Origin of the sequence: Streptomyces sp. NBC_00335 (assembly GCF_036127095.1) — a bacterium.
GTDB lineage: Bacteria > Actinomycetota > Actinomycetes > Streptomycetales > Streptomycetaceae > Streptomyces.
Map to the genome: position 1 here is coordinate 6,668,750 of NZ_CP108006.1, position 14,322 is coordinate 6,683,071.

Genomic DNA, 14,322 nt, shown 5'->3' on the forward strand with positions numbered 1-14,322 from the left:
GCCCGCTCTGCGGCGGAGCACGACGGAGGGGCGGCCCGGACGCACTGTCCGGGCCGGCCCCTCCGTCGTGTCGCGGCGGCGACTAGCCGGTGACCTCGACCGCCGCCAGGTTCTTCTTGCCGCGGCGCAGCACCAGCCAGCGCCCGTGCAGCAGGTCCTCCTTGGCGGGGACCGCGTCCTCGGAGGCGACCTTCACGTTGTTCACGTAGGCGCCGCCCTCCTTGACGGTCCGGCGCGCGGCCGACTTGCTGGCGACCAGCCCGGTCTCCGCCAGCAGGTCGACGACCAGGCCGGGCTCCGCCACCTTCGCGTGCGGCAGCTCGGACAGGGCCGCGGCCAGGGTGGCCTCGTCCAGGTCCGCCAGCTCGCCCTGGCCGAACAGCGCCTTGGACGCCGCGATCACGGCGGCGCACTGGTCCGCGCCGTGCACCAGCGTGGTCAGCTCCTCCGCCAGCGCCCGCTGGGCGGCGCGCGCCTGCGGCCGCTCGGCGGTCTGCGCCTCCAGCGCTTCCAGCTCCTCGCGGGTCTGGAAGGACAGGATGCGCATGTAGGTGGAGACGTCCCGGTCGTCCACGTTCAGCCAGAACTGGTAGAACGCGTAAGGGGTGGTCATCTCCGGGTCGAGCCAGACGGCGCCGCTCTCGGACTTGCCGAACTTGGTGCCGTCCGCCTTGACCATCAGCGGGGTCGCGATGGCGTGGACGTGCGCGTCCGGCTCCACCCGGTGGATCAGGTCGAGGCCGGCCGTCAGGTTGCCCCACTGGTCGGACCCGCCCTGCTGGAGCACGCAGCCGTGCCGGCGGTACAGCTCCAGGAAGTCCATGCCCTGGAGCAGCTGGTAGCTGAACTCCGTGTAGCTGATGCCCTGGTCGGACTCGAGCCGCTTGGCGACCGAGTCCTTCGTCAGCATCTTGTTCACGCGGAAGTGCTTGCCGATGTCCCGGAGGAACTCGATGGCGGACATGCCCGCCGTCCAGTCCAGGTTGTTGACCATGACCGCCGCGTTCTCGCCCTCGAAGGACAGGAACGGCTCGATCTGGGTGCGCAGGCGCGTCACCCAGTTCGCGATGGTCTCCGGGTCGTTCAGGGTGCGCTCGGCGGTCGGGCGCGGGTCACCGATCTGACCCGTGGCCCCGCCGACCAGCGCCAGCGGACGGTTGCCCGCCTGCTGGAGACGGCGCACGGTGAGGACCTGCACCAGGTGACCCACGTGCAGCGAGGCCGCCGTCGGGTCGAAGCCGCAATAGAACGTGACGGGACCGTCCGCGAACGCCTTGCGCAGCGCTTCTTCGTCGGTGGACTGGGCGAAGAGCCCGCGCCACTTCAGTTCGTCGACGATGTCCGTCACGGTTCTGGGTCTCCTTGAACGAGGTGGAACAGAGAGCTGGGAAGCTTCCCCGCCAGTCTAGGCGGGGAAGCCCCGTACCTCTCACGCTTTGTTGATCGGGCGCCGTTGATCAGGCGCCGTTGATCAGACGCCCTTGCTGACCGAGCTCATGTTGAAGTCCGGGATGCGCAGCGCCGGCATCGCGGTCCTGGTGAACCAGTCGTTCCATTCGCGCGGCAGGGTCTTCTCGGTCCGGCCGGCCTCCGAGGCCCGCGACAGCAGGTCCACGGGTGACTCGTTGAACCGGAAGTTGTTGACCTCGCCGACGACCTGGCCGTCCTCCACCAGGTAGACGCCGTCCCGGGTCAGCCCGGTGAGCAGCAGCGTCGCCGGGTCCACCTCGCGGATGTACCAGAGGCAGGTCAGCAGCAGCCCCCGTTCGGTGGAGGCGACCATCTCCTCCAGGGACTTCTCCCCGCCGGCCTCCAGGATCAGGTTCCCGAACGAGGGGGAGACCGGAAGCCCGGTCAGCTCCGCCGTGTGCCGGGTCGTGGTCAGCCGGGCCAGCTCGCCGTCCTTGATCCAGTCGGTCGCCGGCACCGGCAGGCCGTTGTCGAAGACGGAGGCGTCGTCGCCGGAGCTGTGCGCGATCACGAACGGCGCGGACTCCAGGCCCGGCGCGTTCGGATCGCTGCGCAGGTTCAGCGGCAGCGGGGAGAGCCGCTCGCCGAGCCGGGTGCCGCCGCCGGGCTTGGAGAAGACCGTCCGGCCCTCCACCGCGTCCCGGGCCGCCGCCGACCACATCTGGTAGATCAGCAGGTCGGCCACGGCCGTGGGCGGCAGCAGCGTCTCGTACCGCCCGGCGGGAAGGTCGATCTTCCGCTCCGCCCAGCCGAGGCGCACGGCCAGCTCCGCGTCCAAAGCGGTCGGGTCCACGTCCTTGAAGTCCCGGGTCGCGCGGCCGGCCCAGGCCGAGCGCTGGCGGTCCGGGGACTTCGCGTTGAGCTCCAGGGTGCCGTTGGGCTGGTCGTGGCGCAGGCGCAGCCCCGTAGAGGTGCCCACGTACGTGGAGACCAGCTCGTGGTTGGCGAACCCGTACAGCTCGCGGCCGCCCGCGCGGGCCCGGGCGAAGGCCTCGCCGAGGGCCGGCGCGAAGTCCGCGAACACCGCCGAGGAGGTTTCGGCCGGGGCGTCGGCGAAGTCCGGCGAGGACGGGGTGCCGGTGACCAGCGCCCGGGCGTCCTCCGCCGGTCCGGCGCCGCGGGCGGCCGCCTCGGCGGCCCGGACCAGCGGCTCCAGCTCCTCGGCCGTGACGGCGGAGCGCGAGACGACCCCCGAGGCCGTGCCCTCCTTGCCGTCGACCGTGGCGATGACCGTGAGGGTCCGGCCGCGGGTGACCCCGTTGGTGGTCAGGGCGTTGCCCGCCCAGCGCAGGTTCGCGCTCGACTGCTCGTCGGCGATGACGACGCAGCCGTCCGCGGTGGACAGCTCCAGCGCCCGCTCGACGATCTCGTGGGGCTTGGTGGTGCGACTCGACGAGGTCATCGTCCGGCCTCCTGCGTGGTGTTCAGGATGTTCACGTCGCGGAACAGCGCGGACGGGCAGCCGTGCGAGACCGCCGCGACCTGGCCCGGCTGGGCCTTGCCGCAGTTGAAGGCGCCGCCCAGGACGTAGGTCTGCGGACCGCCGACCTTCTCCATCGAGCCCCAGAACTCGGTGGTAGTGGCCTGGTAGGCGACGTCGCGGAGCTGACCGGCGAGCTTTCCGTTCTCGATGCGGAAGAAGCGCTGCCCGGTGAACTGGAAGTTGTAGCGCTGCATGTCGATGGACCAGGAGCGGTCGCCGACCACGTAGATCCCGCGTTCCACCCCGCCGATCAGGTCCTCGGTGGAGAGTCCGCCCGGATCCGGCTGGAGCGAGACGTTCGCCATGCGCTGGACGGGCACGTGCCCGGGGGAGTCGGCGTAGGCGCAGCCGTTGGAGCGGCCGAGGCCCGTCAGCTTCGCGATCCGACGGTCCGTCTGGTAGCCGGCCAGGGTGCCGTCCTTGACCAGGTCCCAGCTCTGCGCCTCGACGCCCTCGTCGTCGTACCCGATGGTGGCCAGCCCGTGCTCGGCGGTCCGGTCGCCCGTCACGTTCATGATCGGCGAGCCGTACGCCAGCTTGCCGAGCTGGTCGAAGGTGGCGAAGGAGGTCCCGGCGTACGCGGCCTCGTAGCCCAGCGCCCGGTCCAGCTCGGTGGCGTGGCCGATGGACTCGTGGATGGTGAGCCACAGGTTGGAGGGGTCCACGACCAGGTCGTAGCGCCCGGCCTCGACGCTCGGTGCCCGCATCTTCTCGGCGAGCAGCCCGGGGATCGCCTCCAGCTCGGAGTTCCAGTCCCAGCCGGTGCCGGTCAGGTACTCCCAGCCGCGCCCGGCCGGCGGGGCGATGGTGCGCATCGAGTCGAACTCGCCGGTGGCGGCGTTCACGGCGACGGCGGTCAGCTGCGGGTGGATGCGGACCCGCTGCTGGGTGGTGGAGGTGCCGGCGGTGTCGGCGTAGAACTTGTTCTCGTGGACCGCGAGCAGCGAGGCGTCCACGTGGGCCACCCCGTCGGCCGCCAGGAGACGCGCGCTGAAGTCGGCGAGCAGCGCGGCCTTCTCCGTGTCGGGAACCTCGAAGGGGTTCACGTCGTAGGCGGAGATCCAGGTCTTGTCGGCGTGCACCGGCTCGGCGGCGAGCTCGACCCGCTCGTCCGATCCGGCCGCCTTGATGATCTGGGCGGACAGCTTCGCCATGGCCACGGCCTGCGAGGCCACCTTGGCGGCGGCGTCCATGGTCAGGTCCACACCGGAGGCGAAGCCCCAGCTGCCCCCGTGCACCACGCGGACCGCGAATCCGAGGTCGGTGGTGTCGGACCCGCCGGAGGGCTTGGCGTCGCGCAGCCGCCAGGAGGCGCTGCGGATCCGTTCCAGCCGGAAATCGGCATGGTCGGCGCCCAGCGCGCGGGCCCGCGCGAGCGCCGCGTCGGCCAGCGCCCGCAAGGGCAGCGCGGTGAAGGCCGCGTCGATGGAATGGGGCACGGAGGTCCTCCCGGGGGTCTGGACAGCAGACACGATCATGTCGCGTCGGGGCTTGCCGTGCCTACATCTTTCTGTAGGGACTCGACAGAGCCCGTACCGAGGCCCTGTCGGAGCCCGATTCTCCGGAAGGGGTACTTGACCTATAGGTTTTTGGTATTCAGACCGCTAGTCGAAAGGGTGATCCGTTGAGCCGCTCGGTTCTCGTCACCGGAGGTAACCGGGGCATCGGCCTCGCCATCGCCCGAGCTTTCGCGGAAGCTGGGGACAAGGTCGCGATCACGTACCGGTCGGGCGAGCCCCCGGCCGAGCTCACGGCTCTGGGCGTGCTGGCGGTCCGCTGCGACATCACCGACTCCGACCAGGTCGACCTCGCGTACAAGCAGGTCGAGGAGGCCCACGGCGCGGTCGAGGTCCTCGTGGCCAATGCGGGCATCACCAAGGACACGCTGCTGATGCGCATGTCCGAGGACGATTTCGCCTCGGTCGTCGACACGAACCTCACCGGCACCTTCCGGGTGGTCAAGCGTGCGAACCGCGGCATGCTCCGTGCCAAGAAGGGCCGCGTCGTCCTGATCTCCTCGGTCGTCGGCCTGCTCGGCTCGGCCGGCCAGGCCAACTACGCCGCCTCCAAGGCGGCGCTGGTCGGCTTCGCCCGCTCCCTGGCCCGTGAGCTGGGCTCCCGCAACATCACCTTCAACGTCGTCGCGCCCGGCTTCGTGGACACCGACATGACGAAGGTGCTCACCGACGAGCAGCGGGCCGGCATCGTCGGCCAGGTGCCCCTGGGGCGCTACGCGCAGCCCGAGGAGATCGCGGCCGCGGTCAGCTTCCTGGCGTCCGACAACGCCGCGTACATCACTGGTGCCGTCATTCCCGTTGACGGCGGATTGGGCATGGGTCACTGATCACCATGAGCGGAATTCTCGACGGCAAGCGCCTCCTCGTCTCCGGGGTGCTGATGGAGTCCTCCATCGCCTTCCACGTCGCCAAGCTGGCCCAGGAGCAGGGCGCAGAGGTCATCCTCACCGCGTTCCCGCGGCCGACGCTGACCGAGCGCATCGCCAAGAAGCTGCCCAAGCCGGTCAAGGTGATCGAGCTCGACGTCACCAACGACGAGCACCTGGCCCGCCTGGAGGGCCTCGTCCGCGCGGAGCTCGGCGGCCTCGACGGCGTCGTCCACTCCATCGGCTTCGCGCCGCAGGACGCGCTGGGCGGCAACTTCCTGAACACCCCGTTCGAGTCGGTCGCCACCGCCATGCACGTCTCGGCGTTCTCGCTGAAGTCGCTGACCATGGCCTGCAAGCCGCTCTTCCCGGAGAACGAGGGCGCCTCGGTCGTCGGCCTCACCTTCGACGCGCAGTTCGCGTGGCCGCAGTACGACTGGATGGGCCCGGCCAAGGCCGCGCTGGAGGCCACCAGCCGCTACCTCGCCCGTGACCTGGGCAAGGAGAAGATCCGCTGCAACCTGATCTCCGCCGGCCCGCTCGGTTCGATGGCCGCGAAGTCCATCCCCGGCTTCTCCGACCTGGCGGACGTCTGGAACCACCGCTCCCCGATGGAGTGGGACATGACGGACCCGGAGCCGGCCGCCAAGGGCGTCGTCGCCCTGCTGTCGGACTGGTTCCCCAGCACCACCGGCGAGATCATCCACGTCGACGGCGGCCTGCACGCGATGGGTGCCTGACCTCCCCGGTCCGGCCCCTGTTCCATCCGTACGGCGGCGGCCGCGTCTCCCCTCCCGGGAGGCGCGGCCGCCGCCGTTTCGGTGCGCGGGGTGGGGACCGTACGGGCTGACTCGATCAGATGTCCGCACCCGGGCCCGATCTTCCCGAGTCGAAAATCAGGACATTTGCCTGCAAACTGGGCCCGTCGGGATCTTCCCGGCTCCTGCGGGGAGGAGGTACGGGAGTGCGCGCGAGGCGGAGCCGAGCGGTATCCCTGCTGATCACCTCGGTGGTCCTGACCGGATTCCTGCTCCCGGGGGCCGTCGCGCAGGACGAGGGGCCCGCCCCGGCGCCCGGTACGGACGTGCAGGCCCCGGCCGTGGTCGACCTGGCCCAGATCCCCGCCGAACCGCCCGTACGGCCCGCGCGGCCCGCCCGGGAGCTCTTCGGGGCCGATTGCGACACCGAGATCAACGGCTCGCAGGTGGTGGCGTTCTGCCACAACGGCTACCCGCAGACCGACCTGGTCCGCCTGCACGTGGAGTGCGACCGCTGGTGGGACGTGGACGGGGACGGCGCCGCCGTGGCCATCGGCCCGGCCGGCCGGGTGGAGCTCTCCGGCCGCTGCTGGAAGGAAGTCCGCTCCGCCTGGGTCAGCCACCAGCGGCAGTGACCCCCGCGGGCCGCCCCTCCTTCGCGAGACAGACGAACGGATAGCCGGCCGCCTCCGAGGCCGCCGCGTCCCCGTCCCCGCGCCGGATCGCCTCGATCAGCCGGGCGTGGTCCAGGTGCGAGGCGGGATGGAGCTCCGTGCCCACGTCGGTGCGCAGCCAGTCGGCCACCAGATCGCCGAGGTCCGCGTACAGCTCGATGAGCACCTCGTTGTGCGAAGCCGCCACCACCGCCATGTGCAGGGCCACGTCGGCCGCGATGAACGGCTCCGCGTCCCCGCCCGACCAGGCTTCCTCGCGCCGCGCCAGCAGCGCGTCCAGCTGTACGAGGTCCCGCGCCGTCCGCCGCTCCGCCGCGAGGCGGGCCGCCGAGGACTCCAGCGTCGAGCGCAGCTCCGCGACGTGCCGGGGGTCGGCGCCGGCGAAGCGGCGGTGCATGACCCCGGCCAGCTCGCTGGTGGCGATGACGTAGGTCCCCGAACCCTGGCGGATGTCGAGGAGGCCGTTGTGCGCGAGGGCCCGGACGGCCTCGCGCACGGTGTTGCGGGCGACGCCCATCAGCTCCACGAGCTCCGGCTCGGTGGGGATGCGCGAGCCCACGGGCCATTCGCCGGTGGTGATCTGGTTCCTGAGCTGGGCGATCACCTGGTCGACGAGCGCGGATCGCCGGGGCGAGGTCAGCGGCATGCGGTCGGGGTTCCTCTCGGGGCGGGCGCGATGTGGGTGATGTGAACGATAGGGCCGTGGGGTGGACAACCAATCATCCCATGATTCTATGATGGTTGAATGTCCGACGACGAAGTCCAGATCCTGAACCGGCCCCCGGCCGCGCGCACGGCCACCCCGCAGCCCCTTCCCGCCCCCGCCGCCACCCCGCAGCCGGCGTGGCTCGGACCCGTGCTCCTCGTCGGCATCGTGCTGGCCGCCCTCAACCTGCGGCCCGCCATCACCAGCCTCGGCGCCCTCTTCGAGGAGACCCGCGAGGGCCTCGGCATGAGCGGGACCGTCGCCGGACTCATCACCTCCGTACCCGCCCTCTGCTTCGCCGTCTTCGGCGTCACCGCGCCCCGGCTCTCCCGCCGCTTCGGCCCGGCGGCCGTCGTCTGCGCCGGTATGGCCGCCGTCGCCGCGGGGCTGCTGATCCGGCCCTTCGCCTCCAACGCCGCCGGGTTCCTCGCGGCCAGCGCCCTGACCCTGGCGGGCATAGCCCTGACCAACGTGCTCCTGCCGGTGATCGTCAAGCGCTGGTTCCCCGACCGGGTCGGCACCATGACGGGGCTCTACTCCATGGCCCTGGCCGCCGGCACCTCGCTCGCCGCGGCGGCGACCGTCCCGATGACCCAGGCCCTCGGCGGCAGCTGGCGCACCGGCCTGCTGATCTGGGCCCTCCTCGCCGCGGCGGCCGTCCTGCCCTGGCTGCCCATCGCCGCGGCGGCCCGCAAGGAGAAGGCGGCGGCCGCGGCCTCGGTCGCCGCCGGCGCGGCGCCGGCCGTCCGGCCCGACGCCGGGCCCGGCGTCGTGCGCAGCCGCACCGCGTGGGCCCTCGCCTCCTACTTCGGGCTCCAGGCCACGGGCGCGTACATCACCATGGGCTGGCTCCCGCAGATCTTCCGCGACGCCGGGGTCTCCGCCTCCACCGCGGGCATCCTGCTCGCCGTCACCATGGTCATGGGCGTCCCGCTCGCCTTCGTCATCCCGGGCCTGGCCGGCCGGATGAGGAACCAGGGCCCCATCGCCGTCGTACTCGGCCTCTTCGGCCTCTTCGGCTACCTCGGGCTCTACTTCGCCCCCGCCGCCGGCGCGTGGGCCTGGGCCCTCATGCTCGGCGTCTCCAACTGCGCCTTCCCGCTCGTCATCACCATGATCGGACTGCGGGCCAAGTCCCCGGCCGGCGTCGTCAAGCTGTCGGCCTTCGCCCAGAGCACCGGCTACCTGATCTCCATCCCCGGGCCGCTCCTCATCGGCACCCTCTACCAGCACACCGGCGGCTGGGACCTGCCGCTGGCCCTGATGGCCGGTCTGCTCGTCCCGCAGATCGCGCTCGGCGTGCTGGCGGGCCGGGACCGCACGATCGAGGACGAATACGGCATGCGAGACTGATCGGCATGTCGCCCGTACTTGAACCGAACCCCCAGAACGGCCACCGGAAGCTCGGCCTCGTGCTGGGCGCGATGCTGCTGGTGACCGTGGTCATCTCCGTCATCGCCACCCTCGCCTCGCCGTAAAGGGTGGGGTTAACCCCCCAACCCCTAGGGGGTCAGGCTCAGGGACATCTGGGGTGCGTCCCGGATGGGAACCGCCTGCTCGAATCCTTAGATTCGAAGAGCAAGAGCGAGCCCGTCCGACCACCCCACGGAGGCGGCCATGTCGGCCCCCACGCACCTGGCCCCCGGCCGCCCGTCCGCTCCCCGCGTCGCCGGGGCCGACGCCCGGCTGCCCTGGTGGGCGCTCGCCCTGCCCGCCCTCGCCTTCGGCCTCCTGCTCATACTCCTGGCGGGATCCGGCCAGGCACACGCCGCTTCCGGCGAGGGCTCCACCCTCGTCCACGTCACCGAACGCCTGCTGAGCGCCGTCGGCTGACGAGGCGCCAGCCACCCGGCGCCCACCCGCGCCGCCGCGCGCCGGGGCGCGCCCTTCGTCCCCACACCTGGGGGTGACGGCCCCCTCAACACCCTGCGCCCCATGGCTCGATTCATGCGAAGCTGGGAGCCATGAGCGCCGACACACCCCGCAGGATCGTCCTCCTCCGGCACGCCAAGGCCGAATGGTCGGACGGCACGGACCACGACCGCCCCCTGGCGGAGCGCGGCCGTCACGACGCCCCGGCCGCGGGCCAGAAACTGGCTCAGACCGGCATCACCTTCGACCTGGCCCTCTGCTCCAGTGCGGCCCGGACCAGGGAGACCTGGAAGCTGGCCGTCCAGGAGCTGCCGCACCGGCCGAAGACCACGTACGAGGAACGGCTCTACGAGGCCTCGCTGGGCGAGCTCATCGCCCTGGTCAACGAGACCTCCGACGAGGTGAAGAACCTCCTGGTCATCGGTCACAACCCCGGTATGCACGCCCTGGCCGACGCCCTCGCCGGGAACGCGCAGGGCGATGTCCTCGCCCGGATGAACCGCAGCGGCTTCCCGACCTCCGGGATCGCCGTCGTCTCCTTCACCGGCTCGTGGAAGTCCGTGGAGCACGGCGTGGGCACCCTGCTGGACTTCTGGACCCCGCACGGCTGACGCCCCGACGACGACCACGACGACGGAGCGGGCCCCGGCACTGTGGAAGTGCCGGGGCCCGCTCCGTCGTAGGGGGCGTCGGGACGCCGTGGGCCGGACGTGTCCGTCACGCCAGGTCGGCGGCCTCGACCTCTTCGCGGGTGATTCCGAGCAGGTACAGCACGGCGTCGAGGAAGGGCACGTTCACCGCGGTGTGCGCGGCCTGGCGGACCACCGGCTTGGCGCAGAAGGCCACGCCCAGCCCGGCCGCGTTCAGCATGTCCAGGTCGTTGGCACCGTCACCGATGGCCACGGTCTGGGCCAGCGGCACACCCGCCTCCGCGGCGAAGCGGCGCAGCAGCCGGGCCTTGCCGGCCCGGTCCACGATCTCGCCGGTGACCTTGCCCGTCAGCTTGCCGTCGACGATCTCCAGGGTGTTGGCGGAGGCGAAGTCCAGCCCGAGCTTCTCCCGCAGATCGTCCGTCACCTGCGTGAACCCGCCGGAGACCACGCCCACCTGGTATCCGAGGCGCTTGAGGGTGCGGATCAGCGTCCGGGCGCCCGGGGTGAGACGCACCTCGGAGCGGACCTTGTCCACCACGGAGGCGTCCAGCCCGGCCAGCAGCGCGACCCGGGCGTGCAGCGACTGCTCGAAGTCCAGCTCCCCGCGCATGGCCCGCTCGGTCACCTCGGCGACCTCGGCCTCGCAGCCGGCGTGCGCGGCGAAGAGCTCGATGACCTCGTCCTGGATCAGGGTCGAGTCCACGTCCATGACGACGAGGCGCTGGGCCCGCCGGTGCAGCCCGGACGCGACCACGGCCACGTCGACGCCGATCTGCGCGGCGGCGGTGGCCAGCGCGGTGCGCAGCGGCTCGGTCTCGGTGCCCGAGACGGCGAACTCCACGGCCGTCACCGGATACTTCGCGAGCCGGAAGATACGGTCGATGTTGCCGCCGGTCGAGGTGATCCGCGCGGCGATGGCGGCCGTGGACTCGGCGGTGAGCGGATGCCCGAGCACGGTGACGTGCGAACGGCCACTGCCGCGCGGCCGGTTGTCACCGGTGCCGGAGAGGATCTCGGCCTGCAGCTTGAGGGACTCGGCCCAGCTGTGGACGGTGGACCGCAGCTCGCCCTCGGTGCCGGCGGTCGGGTGGGTGACGAGGGCGCACAGGACGATGCGGCCTCGGGTGACGACCTGCTCGATGTCGACTACGTCGACGGAGTAGGCGGCGAGGGTGTCGAACAGCCCGGCGGTGATCCCGGGACGGTCCTTGCCGAAGATCTTGACGAGGAGGGTGGGGACGTCGGAGGTCTGCGAAGCGCTCATGGTGCCTTCACCGTATCTCCCCGGCCTGCGGGCACGGAGCCCCGTCCCACCTGGCGGAACCGTTTCGCTCCGTACGGACGTGCGGGAGCCGCGCCCCGGACGCGTGCAGGACACGCGGTGGACATGCGCGGGCCCTGGGGCGGCCGCGTGGAGGTCCGGGGAGGAGGACGGGCCGGACGGCCGCAGGCCGCGCGCGCGACGGCGGGCTTCGTCCGGGCGCAAGCCCGCCCGATCGGACGGAGCGGGGCCTCCACCCCGCCCGGGGGGATGCCGGGACGTCCCGAAACACACCTTCCGGGCGGCTTTCGACCCCCTCGGCGGGCCTCCCGGGACGCCGCCACGCGGCCCGGATTCCCCTTGTGGCCGTGCGCCTGAAATAGTTCCCCCGGATGTTCGCCATCCCTAGACTCCCAGACGTCATGGGGGATTCTCGGGGGACTTAAGTGGGGCTGGAGTGCCGGAACTCGTACTGGAATTGAATGGAAGGACCTGGACGCTCGATCCGTCCAGGTCGTACTCGCTGGGGCGCGACCCCCAGGGAGACGTGGTGATCGATGACGCCCGGGTGTCGTGGCGGCACGCCACCATCGCCTGGAACGGGCGAGGTTGGGGAATCGAGGACCACGGCAGCACCAACGGCACGTACGTGCGCGGGGCGAGGGTCCAGCAGGCCGAGCTCGTACCCGGCACGCCGGTGCACCTGGGCAACGCCACCGACGGGCCGCGGCTGAATCCCGTCGCCGGTGCGGTCGCGGCGCAGCAGGCACCGCAGCCGGCCGTGGCGCAGCAGGCGTCCGCCCAGGCGTACGCGCAGCAGCAGGCACCGCAGCAGCCGCAGCGGCAGGCACCGCAGCAGCCCTGGGAGCAGCAGGCCCAGCAGGCCCCGCCGTTCCCGCAGCAGCACCAGCCGCAGCAGCACCAGCCGCAGCCGGGCGGCGGCGGCACCCCGGGCTACGGGGACCACCGCAGCCCGACGACGTTCCACCAGCTCGAGCTGGGCCACGTCATGCGCATCGGCCGTGCGCTGGAGAACGAGCTGGTGGTCTCCGACCTCCAGGTCTCCCGCCACCACGCGGAGTTCCGCTCGATGCCGGGCGGCCGCTTCGAGATCCGCGACCTCGGCAGCCACAACGGCACCTACGTCAACGGCCAGCCGCTGGCGAAGTCCGGCACCGCGCTGCTCGGCCCGAACGACATCGTCGGCGTCGGCCACTCGACCTTCCGGATCGTCGGCGACCGCCTCGAAGAGTTCGTCGACACCGGTGACGTCTCCTTCTCGGCCCGCCACCTCACGGTCACGGTCGACGGCGGCAAGCAGATCCTCAAGGACGTCACCTTCGGCGTCCCGGAGAAGTCGCTGATCGGCGTCATCGGTCCCTCCGGCTCCGGCAAGTCGACGCTCCTCAAGGCGCTGACCGGCTACCGCCCGGCCAACCAGGGCGACGTCCTCTACGACAACCGCAACCTGTACAAGCAGTTCGCGGAGCTCCGCCAGCGCATCGGCCTGGTCCCGCAGGACGACATCCTGCACAAGGAGCTGAAGGTCAGCACCGCCCTGAAGTACGCGGCCAAGCTCCGCTTCCCGGGCGACACCGCCGAGTCCGAGCGCGCCGCCCGCATCAACGAGGTGCTGCGCGAGCTCAAGCTCGACATCCACAAGGACAAGAAGATCACCTCGCTCTCGGGCGGCCAGCGCAAGCGCGTGTCCGTGGCCCTGGAGCTGCTGACCAAGCCCTCGCTGATCTTCCTGGACGAGCCCACCTCGGGCCTGGACCCGGGCATGGACCGCGATGTCATGCAGCTGCTGCGCGGCCTCGCCGACGACGGCCGCACGGTCCTCGTCGTCACGCACTCGGTCGCCGAGCTGGCCATCTGCGACAAGCTGCTGGTCATGGCCCCGGGCGGCTCGGTCGCGTACTTCGGCCCGCCGGACGAGGCGCTGAACTTCTTCGGCTACTCCACCTGGGCCGACGTGTTCTCCGCCTTCGAGAGCTACCGCGACTACGACTGGGCCGGCCGCTGGAAGGGCTCGCAGCACTACCAGCTCTACGCCGCCGACATCGACGCGGTCGCCCCGCAGTCGGTGCAGCCCGCCATGCAGCAGACCCGGCCGCCCAAGCCGCAGGGCTGGGGCTCCCAGCTCTGGACGCTGATGCGCCGCTACATGTCGGTCATCGCGTCCGACAAGGGCTTCATCGGGCTGATGCTGATCCTCCCGGCGGTCCTCGGCGTGGTCTCCGTCGTCATCCCCGCGAAGTTCGGACTCGCGCCGCCCGTGGCGCCGTCCCGCTTCAACGGCGACGCCGGCACGATCATGCTGATCCTCGCGGTCGGCATGTGCTTCTCCGGCGCCGCGAACTCGGTCCGAGAGCTGATCAAGGAACGCGTGATCTACGAGCGCGAGCGCGCGACCGGCCTGTCCCGGTCGGCGTACCTCGCGTCGAAGGTGATCGTCCTCGGGTTCATCACGGCCATCCAGGGCGTGATCATCTGCGCGATCGGCTTCTACCCGCGCGACCTGCCCGCCGAGGGTCTGCTGATGCCGCCGGCCGTGGAGATCTGCCTGTCGGTCATCGCGCTCGGCTTCACCTCCATGATGTTCGGCCTGGTGATCTCCTCGCTGGTGAAGACCGCCGAGAAGACCATGCCGCTGCTCGTCATGTTCGCGATCGTCCAGGTCGTCTTCACCGGCATCCTCTTCCAGGTCTACGACTCTCCGGGCCTGGAGCAGTTCGCCTGGCTGATGCCGTCGCGCTGGGCGATCGCCGCCGCCGGCACCACGCTGAACCTCGGCGTGCTCATGCCGCCGTGGGACCAGGACAACCCGACCAACACCGACCCGCTCTGGGACGCCACGGTCGGCCAGTGGAGCCTGAACATCACGATCCTGCTGCTCCTCGGCGTCGCGTGCGGCTTCGCCGTACAGCGCCTGCTGCGCCGCCACGAGCCCGAGGTCATGCGCGCGGGCAAGTAGGCACTGACCCCGCGAGGGCACGCGGGTACGCACGAACGCCTCAGGGCGGCTCCGGAACACCGGGGCCGCCCTGAGGCGCATGGGG

Annotated in this window: 13 protein-coding genes; 8 read left to right on the forward strand and 5 right to left on the reverse strand. The window is 71.4% G+C overall.

What is annotated here, in order from left to right; translation table 11 throughout:
- Positions 1-82: 82 nt before the first annotated feature.
- The 3 genes from tyrS to OHA37_RS30285 form a co-directional block, all read right to left on the reverse strand.
- Positions 83-1,348, reverse strand: coding sequence for a tyrosine--tRNA ligase (tyrS, locus tag OHA37_RS30275; protein ID WP_266909820.1), 1,266 nt, complete (start codon positions 1,346-1,348; stop codon positions 83-85).
- A gap of 123 nt (positions 1,349-1,471) precedes the next feature.
- Positions 1,472-2,872, reverse strand: a complete 1,401-nt coding sequence (locus OHA37_RS30280; RefSeq protein ID WP_266909822.1) for a metallopeptidase TldD-related protein — start codon at positions 2,870-2,872, stop codon at positions 1,472-1,474.
- The gene (locus OHA37_RS30285) at positions 2,869-4,392 is read right to left on the reverse strand and encodes a TldD/PmbA family protein (protein ID WP_266909824.1); all 1,524 of its coding nucleotides are present in this window, start codon (positions 4,390-4,392) and stop codon (positions 2,869-2,871) included. The genes OHA37_RS30280 and OHA37_RS30285 overlap by 4 nt, the downstream gene beginning before the upstream one ends.
- Positions 4,393-4,577: 185 nt before the next feature.
- Here OHA37_RS30285 and fabG point away from each other — a divergent pair, with 185 nt between their 5' ends.
- From fabG to OHA37_RS30300, 3 genes are all read left to right on the forward strand, one after another.
- Positions 4,578-5,297: a 3-oxoacyl-[acyl-carrier-protein] reductase gene (gene fabG, locus OHA37_RS30290; protein WP_266909826.1), complete on the forward strand. Its 720-nt coding sequence runs from the start codon at positions 4,578-4,580 to the stop codon at positions 5,295-5,297.
- Positions 5,298-5,302: 5 nt separating this feature from the next.
- A complete protein-coding gene (gene fabI, locus OHA37_RS30295; RefSeq protein ID WP_266909829.1) occupies positions 5,303-6,076 on the forward strand; it encodes an enoyl-ACP reductase FabI in 774 nt (257 codons plus the stop codon).
- Positions 6,077-6,300: 224 nt separating this feature from the next.
- A complete protein-coding gene (locus tag OHA37_RS30300) occupies positions 6,301-6,729 on the forward strand; it encodes a hypothetical protein (protein ID WP_443046233.1) in 429 nt (142 codons plus the stop codon).
- On the opposite strand, the gene OHA37_RS30305 is transcribed toward OHA37_RS30300, so the two are convergent.
- Positions 6,710-7,414, reverse strand: coding sequence for a FadR/GntR family transcriptional regulator (locus tag OHA37_RS30305; RefSeq protein WP_266909831.1), 705 nt, complete (start codon positions 7,412-7,414; stop codon positions 6,710-6,712). The two genes, OHA37_RS30300 and OHA37_RS30305, sit on opposite strands and share 20 nt — an antisense overlap.
- Before the next feature lie 99 nt (positions 7,415-7,513).
- On the opposite strand from OHA37_RS30305, the gene OHA37_RS30310 reads away from it, so the two are divergent.
- The 4 genes from OHA37_RS30310 to OHA37_RS30325 all read left to right on the forward strand — a co-directional run bounded on the left by OHA37_RS30310 (position 7,514) and on the right by OHA37_RS30325 (position 9,957).
- Positions 7,514-8,827, forward strand: coding sequence for a CynX/NimT family MFS transporter (locus OHA37_RS30310; RefSeq protein WP_266909833.1), 1,314 nt, complete (start codon positions 7,514-7,516; stop codon positions 8,825-8,827).
- Positions 8,828-8,832: 5 nt separating this feature from the next.
- Positions 8,833-8,952 (forward strand): SGM_5486 family transporter-associated protein, encoded by a 120-nt coding sequence (locus OHA37_RS30315; protein ID WP_266909835.1) that lies wholly within the window; start codon positions 8,833-8,835, stop codon positions 8,950-8,952.
- A gap of 139 nt (positions 8,953-9,091) precedes the next feature.
- Entirely contained in the window at positions 9,092-9,307 is a 216-nt protein-coding gene (locus OHA37_RS30320; protein WP_266909837.1) for a hypothetical protein, read from the forward strand.
- A 131-nt stretch (positions 9,308-9,438) separates the two neighbouring features.
- A complete protein-coding gene (locus tag OHA37_RS30325; RefSeq protein ID WP_266909839.1) occupies positions 9,439-9,957 on the forward strand; it encodes a SixA phosphatase family protein in 519 nt (172 codons plus the stop codon).
- 106 nt (positions 9,958-10,063) lie between these two features.
- Here the strand turns inward: OHA37_RS30325 and serB are convergent, their stop codons facing one another.
- Positions 10,064-11,263, reverse strand: coding sequence for a phosphoserine phosphatase SerB (gene serB, locus OHA37_RS30330; RefSeq protein WP_266909841.1), 1,200 nt, complete (start codon positions 11,261-11,263; stop codon positions 10,064-10,066).
- A gap of 454 nt (positions 11,264-11,717) precedes the next feature.
- Between serB and OHA37_RS30335 the strand changes: the two genes are divergently transcribed.
- Positions 11,718-14,237 carry an FHA domain-containing protein gene (locus OHA37_RS30335; RefSeq protein ID WP_443046234.1) on the forward strand — a complete coding sequence of 840 codons (2,520 nt, stop codon included), beginning with the start codon at positions 11,718-11,720 and terminating at the stop codon, positions 14,235-14,237.
- The last annotated feature ends 85 nt before the right edge of the window (positions 14,238-14,322 follow it).